General features: G+C 38.1%; 8 protein-coding genes. 5 read left to right on the forward strand and 3 right to left on the reverse strand.

The features are described 5' to 3' along the window. Positions 1-1,238, forward strand: a 1,238-nt coding sequence (locus WBJ10_RS08440; protein ID WP_424289246.1) for a hypothetical protein, incomplete at its 5' end; no start/stop codon positions are given. On the opposite strand, the gene WBJ10_RS08445 is transcribed toward WBJ10_RS08440, so the two are convergent. Both WBJ10_RS08445 and nadB read right to left on the reverse strand, forming a co-directional pair. Then, the gene (locus tag WBJ10_RS08445; RefSeq protein ID WP_424289248.1) at positions 1,219-1,740 is read right to left on the reverse strand and encodes a gamma carbonic anhydrase family protein; all 522 of its coding nucleotides are present in this window, start codon (positions 1,738-1,740) and stop codon (positions 1,219-1,221) included. The genes WBJ10_RS08440 and WBJ10_RS08445 overlap by 20 nt on opposite strands. Positions 1,741-1,749: 9 nt before the next feature. Continuing rightward, positions 1,750-3,339 (reverse strand): L-aspartate oxidase, encoded by a 1,590-nt coding sequence (gene nadB, locus WBJ10_RS08450; protein WP_424289250.1) that lies wholly within the window; start codon positions 3,337-3,339, stop codon positions 1,750-1,752. Between the two features lie 407 nt (positions 3,340-3,746). Between nadB and nadA the strand changes: the two genes are divergently transcribed. The 4 genes from nadA (at position 3,747) to thiL (ending at position 7,819) form a co-directional block, all read left to right on the forward strand. Beyond that, entirely contained in the window at positions 3,747-4,739 is a 993-nt protein-coding gene (nadA, locus tag WBJ10_RS08455) for a quinolinate synthase NadA (RefSeq protein ID WP_424289252.1), read from the forward strand. Beyond that, on the forward strand, positions 4,739-5,983 hold the full coding sequence (locus WBJ10_RS08460) for a dicarboxylate/amino acid:cation symporter (protein ID WP_424289254.1): 1,245 nt from the start codon (positions 4,739-4,741) through the stop codon (positions 5,981-5,983). Before nadA ends, WBJ10_RS08460 begins: the two co-directional genes overlap by 1 nt. After that, the gene (locus WBJ10_RS08465) at positions 5,983-6,699 is read left to right on the forward strand and encodes a L,D-transpeptidase family protein (protein WP_424289256.1); all 717 of its coding nucleotides are present in this window, start codon (positions 5,983-5,985) and stop codon (positions 6,697-6,699) included. Before WBJ10_RS08460 ends, WBJ10_RS08465 begins: the two co-directional genes overlap by 1 nt. 70 nt (positions 6,700-6,769) lie before the next feature. Continuing rightward, entirely contained in the window at positions 6,770-7,819 is a 1,050-nt protein-coding gene (gene thiL / locus WBJ10_RS08470; RefSeq protein WP_424289258.1) for a thiamine-phosphate kinase, read from the forward strand. An 18-nt stretch (positions 7,820-7,837) separates the two neighbouring features. Here thiL and WBJ10_RS08475 read toward each other — a convergent pair. Then, a partial coding sequence (locus tag WBJ10_RS08475; protein ID WP_424289260.1) for a DNA recombination protein RmuC occupies positions 7,838-8,309 on the reverse strand: 472 nt, incomplete at its 5' end.

Genomic DNA, 8,309 nt, shown 5'->3' on the forward strand with positions numbered 1-8,309 from the left:
TGTTCGCAACGGGTAATCAAATCGATTCACTTTCATTAAGCGGTACAGTCATTAGTTCTCTGACAAAGGAAAAACTAAAAGACGTAACGGTATTCATACTTCCGGTAAGCAGGGATTCCCTCTTTGGGAAAAAAAGAGCCTCGTTCTTTACGAGTACAGATACTTCCGGGAATTTCAATCTGAAAAACTTGAGAGAAGATCGATATCGAATTTATGCACTAAGCGAACCGGGAGGTGGGGATAGGATTTACAACGGCCAAAATGAACAAATAGGCTTTCTAAAAGATACCCTGCTTTTAAACAAAAACATAGAAAATATACGTCTGGAGATATTTAAGGCTGTACCAAAAAATTTCTCCGTTTCTGAAAGAAAGATTGAAAATGATGGCAGGATACTACTAACATTTAATAAGTCACTTTTAAAGCCTTCAATCGATATAATTGACCCAATCGCCCTAAACGAATTAAAAACAGCTGAGATAAGTAATACCAGGGATAGTGCTTGGATCTGGCTCCCGGAAATAACATTCGATTCTTTGAAAGTATCTATAAGTGATGACGGCATTCCGCTCGATACCGTAATTCTACGGCGTGCTAAAAGGGATGAATACAACCGCGCTGTAATTGTATCTGACAATACAGTAGGTAATAAATTGAAACCAAAAACCGATATTCTCCTTAGACTATCGTCACCAATCAGCTCAGCGTACGAATCTAAAATTACGCTTATGGAGGATTCCCTAGCGGTGAAATTTCAACTTACCAAACAAACTGTGTCGAATCGCACTTACGAACTTAAATATCCATGGAAACTAGATAAAGAATATATATTACGGGCAGATGAAAATGCTTTCACAGATACATACGGTAACAAATCCAAACTTTTTATTAAAAAATTTGGGCTCAACACGGAAGACAATTACGGAAACATGTCCATTAATATTACTGTTCCAGATACAGCAAAAAATTATATTGTTCAATGGATGAGCGAAGATGAAAAAATATTGAGGCAAGATCAAATAAGCAAAAACACTACTTTGAACTATTTAACTTATCCCACAGGAAAGTACCGGATAAGAGTAATATACGATAATAATAATAATGGTATTTGGGATACAGGAGACGTTTATACTTTACAACATCCAGAAAAGACCTGGACCTTCGATCAAACTATATCCTTAAGGCCCAACTGGGATTTAGAAGAAACGCTAACAATCCCTAAACCGAATCAGGAATAAACCATTCAGAATACATAATGTAATTCTGTGGAAGCATCTTTAACATTTCTAGTTGTTCCTGACTTAAAGGTTTAATTTTCTTTGCCGGTATACCCGCGTACAAAAATCCCGATTCACATATGGTGTTTTCCAGAACAACAGCGGCTGCGGCAATAATACAAAACTCCTCAACTACTGCATTATCCATTACAATCGCACCCATCCCGATCAATACATGGTCATGCACTTTACAACCATGAACCAGTGCGTTGTGTCCAATTGAAACATTATTACCAATATCAGTACCTGCTTTGAGGTACGTGCAATGTATTATCGCACCATCCTGAATATTCGTGTTATCACCAATGCGAATATAATTTACATCACCGCGAATTACGGCATTGAACCACACTGAACAATTGTCACCCAGAACTACATCACCAACAATAGTTGCATTCTTAGCGATAAAGCATTTTGAACCCAGGGTTGGATAAACATCTTTAACAGGAAGTATTACAGGCATAATTACAATTTATAAAATAGTATCATGGGGTTCCTGGGCGTGAGCCACATAATCAGTCGTATAGTGCAACCCTCTGCTTTCCTTCCGCAACATGGCCGATTTAATCACCAGGTAGGCGTTTTGAATTACATTCCGCAGCTCACACAATTTAACAGACAAGGTAGTTTTCTTATAAAAACTTTCTGTCTCTTCATGAAGCAAACCTAATCTTCTCAAAGCCCTTTCGAGTCTGAAATCAGAACGAACAATACCTACATAATCACTCATAACCTTTTGCGTTTCACGAAGATTGTGAGTAACCAAAATATCTTCATTTGATAGCCGGGTATCAGTTTCATCCCATTCAGGGACATTATCGGGAACTTGGTAAGCTTCGAATTTCTTTATGGCGTCTTCATATATTCTATGAGCGAACACAGGGGCTTCCAAAAGAGAATTAGACGCTAACCTATTAGCACCATGCAATCCCGTTGAGGAACATTCACCACAGGCATACAAACGGTGTATAGAGGACAGACCAAACTCATCCACAAGGATACCGCCACACATATAATGAGCCGCCGGTGTAACAGGAATAAGATCCTTGGTCATATCCAGCCCTATACTTAGACATTTAGCATAAATATTGGGGAAATGAGACAATATATCTGCTTTATCGCGGTGTCGTATATCAAGATAAACGAAATCATCACCCGACTTCTTCATTTCCGCGTCAATCGCCCGAGCCACAATATCACGAGGCGCCAGAGATCCCCTCTCGTCATAGTTTTGCATGAACTCATCCCCATTCCTGGTCTTCAATACACCGCCAAAACCTCTTACAGCTTCTGAAATCAAAAAAGAAGGATACTCTCCCGGATTATATAAAGCAGTAGGATGGAACTGAATAAATTCCATGTTTCTTACCTTCCCTTTAGCTCTATAAACCATCGCAATACCATCCCCGGTCGCTATTATCGGATTAGTAGTTGTTGAGTAAATATGTCCCGCTCCACCAGAAGCCATCAGTGTAACCTTTGATAAAAACTTTTCCACTCTACCGCTTGCCGTATTCAAGGCATAGATTCCATAACATTGGATATCCTCTGAACGCTTATCAACAAACTCACCTGTGTGATGCTGAGTAATTAATTCAACAGCGAAATAATGTGTTAATATCTCAATATTAGGATCCTTATGTATTTTTTCAAGCAGGGCTCTTTCTATTTCAAACCCTGTAATATCTTTATAATGTAAAACCCGACTTTCCGAATGACCACCCTCTTTAGCAAGATCAAATATTCCATTATGTGTCTTGTCAAAGCTAGTCCCGTACTTTATAATTTCTTCAATTCGTGCAGGACCTTCCGTAACTACTATTTCTACAATTCGCTTATCACATAAACCATCACCAGCGATTAATGTATCTTCTATATGTTTATCGAAGGAATCTTCCTCTTTATCCACAACTACAGCAACACCACCCTGGGCATACTTTGTATTTGACTCATCTTCGTTCGCTTTGGTAACTATCAGAACCTTACCATATTTGGCCGCTTTAAGTGCAAAACTAAGTCCAGCAATACCCGATCCTACAACAAGGAAATCAACACTCTTCATCAATAAATATTAAAATATACGTTTAGTAATATATACTGTTAACAACTAAGTCAAAGATGTTAATTTAGTGGTAATAGTAGTTGAATAATTTATAAACAGACTAATAAGTAAAGCGTTTGAAATGATTTTAGCTTATTTTTGAAATAGTTTTAAGACAAATCCCAAAAGTATTCCACTTTTAACTAAGCATAAAAACTACACATATAAAATATTGAAAATATATTAGGTTAAATAAATTATCTAATAATCAAATACTTAGCTGCAAATATATGTGGAGATATTGTTGATAATTAATTAAAAATAATTATTTCAAAATATTGTGAGATGATTTTCTAACATAACCAACACGCTAATAAACAATAGACTTTATTTAAAATATTAAATAGTAATTATTGAATAGTTGATAAATGAATACCTTCGAAGAACTAAATATTAAAGGTTTTATTGATGAACCAATTGATCCGGCGCTGGATCTTTTTCACGAAATAGACCGATTAAAAAAAGAAAAAAATGCTGTTATACTTGCTCATTATTACCAGGAACCTGATATACAGGATATAGCAGATTATATTGGAGATAGTCTGGGTTTATCACAGGAAGCGGCTAAAACTGATGCTGACATAATTGTTTTTGCTGGTGTGCATTTTATGGCGGAAACAGCAAAAATATTATCCCCGGATAAAAAAGTTCTTCTCCCTGATTTAAAAGCAGGTTGTTCTTTATCAGATAGTTGTCCTCCGAAGCTTTTCGCTAAGTTTAAAGAGAAGTACCCCGACCATCTGGTAATAACTTATGTAAATTGTACGGCGGAATTAAAAGCTTTAAGTGATATAGTTTGTACATCATCCAATGCAGTACAAATAGTGGAAAGTCTTCCAAAGGACCAGAAGATAATTTTTGGACCCGATAGAAATTTAGGAGCTTGGGTAGCTAAAAAGACGGGGAGGGAAATGGTATTGTGGAATGGGGCATGCATGGTACACGAAATTTTCTCTCAGCAGCGTATTTTGAAATTAAAAGCAAGGCATCCGGAAGCTAAATTCATAGCTCATCCGGAGTGTGAAGAAGTTGTGCTTCAAATGGCAGATTATATAGGCTCCACAACTGGATTATTAAAATACACTATAAATGATCCTGCGAACGTATTTATAGTTGCGACAGAAAGTGGAATTATTCACCAGATGGAAAAGGCTAATCCTGGTAAGGTGTTTATTCCCGCACCGCCTAATAACGCCTGCGCTTGTAATGACTGCCCGCATATGAAAAGAAATACTCTAGAGAAACTTTATCTATGTTTAAAAAATGGATTGCCGGAAGTAACTATACCTATGGATGTGATAATTAAAGCTAGAAAACCAATCGAACGTATGCTGGAAATTTCTTCTAAACTCGGCCTTTAATGAATTTTAGTAGGACGGATTTTTTTAAGAATTACAGGAGTATAATATTACTGCTTATTGGAATTATTTCAGGTACCATTCTGGGATTATTGTTAGGAAAGCAAGTTGAAGTTCTAAAACCAATTGGGGACATTTTTTTAAATCTTCTTTTCACCGCGGTTATTCCCCTCATTTTCTTCGCCATAGCCTCTTCAATAGCCAATATAGACAAAACGAAGAAAATGGGTAAGGTTATGCTTGTAATGTTTTCTGTTTTCGTTGGAACTGTTTTGATATCAGCAATTTTGACCGTTCTTGCAGTATCGATGTTCCCACTACCGCAAAACATTGAAACTGTTGCCGAAATTGCTGAAGAGCTAAAACCTCAAAGCTTTGGAGAACAGGCGGCCAGTTTATTAACGGTAAATGAATTTTACGAACTCCTGTCGCGTAAAAGCATGCTTGCCTTTATAATTTTTTCATTTCTGGTTGGTTTTGCTACTTCGCGTTCAGGTGAAACTGGGGAGCCCTTTAAAAAGTTTTTAACTGGTGGAGATGAGGTAATGAAGCAGTTACTCATATTAATCATGAAACTTGCTCCAATAGGTTTAGGTGCATATTTTGCCTACCAAATTGGGGTGTTCGGTCCTCAGTTATTCGGAACTTATGCCCATTCGATGGCAATTTACTATGGATTAAGCCTATTCTATTTCATCGTATTCTTTAGTTTCTATGCATTTATAGCAGGAGGCATCCCCGGTGTTAACATTTACTGGAAAAATAATATTATCCCATCATTCACTGCTCTGAGCACCTGTAGTAGTGTTGCAACTATACCAGCAAACCTGGCTGCAGTAAAAGCCATGAAAGTTCCGGATCATATTGCTAATCTCGCCATCCCATTAGGTGCTCCCCTCCATAAAGATGGATCAAGCATCTCATCAATTATAAAAATAGCAGCTGTTTTTGCCATCATGGGAAGAGATTTTATAGATCCCTATACCATTGTTATGGCGCTAGGCATCACCATTATCGTCAGTACAGTTGAAGGTGGGATACCTAACGGCGGTTATATCGGTGAAATCCTCGTGATGACGGTATACAATTTCCCGATAGAAATGCTTCCTGTTGTGATGATCATAGGCACGCTTGTGGATCCCATGGCAACGCTTTTAAATGCTTGTGGCGATACGGTCTCCGCTATGATGGTTACTCGGTTCACAGAAGGAAGAAATTGGCTTAAAAAGGCTGTACTTACTGCGTGATGATTGCGATTTTTCTCATACTATTAAATTTCTTTTTTTGGCAAACCCAGGATATTCACCATAAATTAAAAACTGATCAGCTTGTTATTGTTACTACCAACGGGTGGAACAGTATAGATGGTAAGATGAATACCTATGAATGGAAAGCCAACAAATGGTCACCGGTTCTTGTGAATATACCAATTGTAACCGGAAGAAGCGGTCTTGCCTGGGGAAATGGCCTTCACGATCAAACTCTGAATAGAGGGAAGACAAAGAAAGAGGGTGATGGTAAGGCTCCTGCCGGGATTTTTAAACTCACCGGGCTCTTCGGTTACCAGGCTATATCTTCGAAAATGAGCGCGCTGGTAGTGGATCAGACGACATTTTGTGTAGATGACGTCAAATCGGCTTATTACAACCAAATAGTTAAGTTGGATACTGTAAAAAAGGATTGGACGTCTGCTGAAACCATGCGCATGAAAAGCGATGTTTACAAGTTTGGGATATTTGTCGACTACAATATTGATCCGGCCATCCCAGGTAATGGATCATGTATTTTTATGCACATCTGGAGTAAAAGTACAGCACCAACTGCCGGGTGCACTGCGATGACTGAAGCTAATATTCTAAAGTTGATAGGTTTTCTTGACAAATCTAAAAATCCTCTTCTGGTTCAGGTTCCTCAGTCAGAATATAAAAAGCTGAAGACACTTTACAAATTGCCTAAACTCTAAACGGGTGTTCGACTTAGAAAAGAATCCATTCTCCAAAGTAAATTAGCACCTTTGTAGTTTAAAGAAAATCATGTTTGAAAATAAAGGACGTACCGAAATTGAGCAATTGGGCGAATTCGGTCTGATAGATCATCTCACTAAAAACTTCGAAGTAAAGAATAAATCATCTTTAAAAGGCATCGGAGATGATGCAGCTGTGCTCAGTTTCGAAGGAAAAAAGACACTTATTTCAACTGACCTTTTGTTAGAAGGCATCCATTTTGATCTGGCCTACACACCCTTAAAACATTTGGGATATAAGGCTATACAAGTCAATTTGAGTGATATATATGCTATGAATGGTATAGCAACACAAGTTACGGTGTCGATCGGAATATCAAGCCAATTCCCTCTGGAGGCGGTTGAGGAACTATATCAGGGAATAAGTGTAGCTTGTGAAAAATATGAAGTAGACCTGGTAGGAGGGGATACTACATCGTCAAAACAAGGCTTAATTATAAGTGTAACCAGTATTGGATACGCTGATGAGAAGGACATTTGTTATCGCAACGGGGCAAGTGAAGGAGATCTTTTATGCGTGTCTGGCGACTTGGGTGGAGCTTATATTGGTTTGCAATTACTGGAGCGGGAGAAGAATATTTTTCTTGAAAACCCTAATATACAGCCAGATCTGGAAGGAAAAGATTATATTGTTGAAAGGCAATTAAAGCCCGAAGCGCGAAAGGATATTGTGGAAGTGCTGAAGTCGATGAAAGTTAAGCCAACTTCTATGATTGATATCTCAGATGGTCTTGCATCCGAAATACTTCATATTTGTAAACAATCAAACAAGGGCTGTAATCTTTATGAGGAAAAAATTCCAATTGACCCAATGACCTATGATACAGCCCGGGATTTTGGTATTGATCCCACTGTTTGTGCCTTAAATGGGGGTGAGGATTATGAACTACTTTTTACCATTAAGCAGTCAGATTTTGAAAAGGTTAGAAATAACCCGGATATCTCTATCATCGGCCATATTACTGAAGCTTCTGCGGGATGTAACCTTATTTCAAAGTCGGAAAAAGTTCATCCTATTAAAGCCCAGGGCTGGAATTCTTTAAAGAATTCCATGGAGTAAATCTAAAATCTGCCATTTTTATTCATCTTCATCGATAAGTAATCGATGGTCCAGCTGCTTTCCTGCCTTAGCCCCAAGTTTTTTTATCTTTTCGGCCGTTGTAGTCAAATTGCCTCTGCCACTTGAGAGCTTATTCAGCGCACGTTCGTAAGCATCCTGGCTCTGTTTTATATTTTTTCCGATACCGTCCATATCTCCAATAAATCCTACGAACTTATCATACATTTCTCCGCTTAAACGCGCAATTTCCATGACATTTCTATTCTGGCGCTCCTGTTTCCAGATGCTTGCAATGGTTCGCAGTGTAGCCAGGAGAGTAGAAGGACTTACTATTACAACCCGTTTATCCCATGCAAAATTAAACAACTCTCCATCTTTCTGAACCGCGATGCTGAAGCAGGATTCTATAGGGATAAAAAGCATGACAAAGTCGGGTGAATTAATATTATAGAGCTCGCTATAATTCTTAGAAGAAAGATCATTTATATGG

The organism is Daejeonella sp. (genome assembly GCF_049655485.1).
Taxonomy (GTDB): Bacteria; Bacteroidota; Bacteroidia; order Sphingobacteriales; family Sphingobacteriaceae; genus Daejeonella.

Bases quoted from the DNA above. Each gene is read 5' to 3' on its own strand.
- nadA (WP_424289252.1), top strand. From the start codon at position 3,747: ATGAATACCTTCGAAGAACTAAATATTAAAGGTTTTATTGATGAACCA.
- thiL (WP_424289258.1), top strand. From the start codon at position 6,770: ATGTTTGAAAATAAAGGACGTACCGAAATTGAGCAATTGGGCGAATTC.
- WBJ10_RS08445 (WP_424289248.1), bottom strand. From the start codon at position 1,740: ATGCCTGTAATACTTCCTGTTAAAGATGTTTATCCAACCCTGGGTTCA.
- nadB (WP_424289250.1), bottom strand. From the start codon at position 3,339: ATGAAGAGTGTTGATTTCCTTGTTGTAGGATCGGGTATTGCTGGACTT.
- WBJ10_RS08465 (WP_424289256.1), top strand. From the start codon at position 5,983: ATGATTGCGATTTTTCTCATACTATTAAATTTCTTTTTTTGGCAAACC.
- WBJ10_RS08460 (WP_424289254.1), top strand. From the start codon at position 4,739: ATGAATTTTAGTAGGACGGATTTTTTTAAGAATTACAGGAGTATAATA.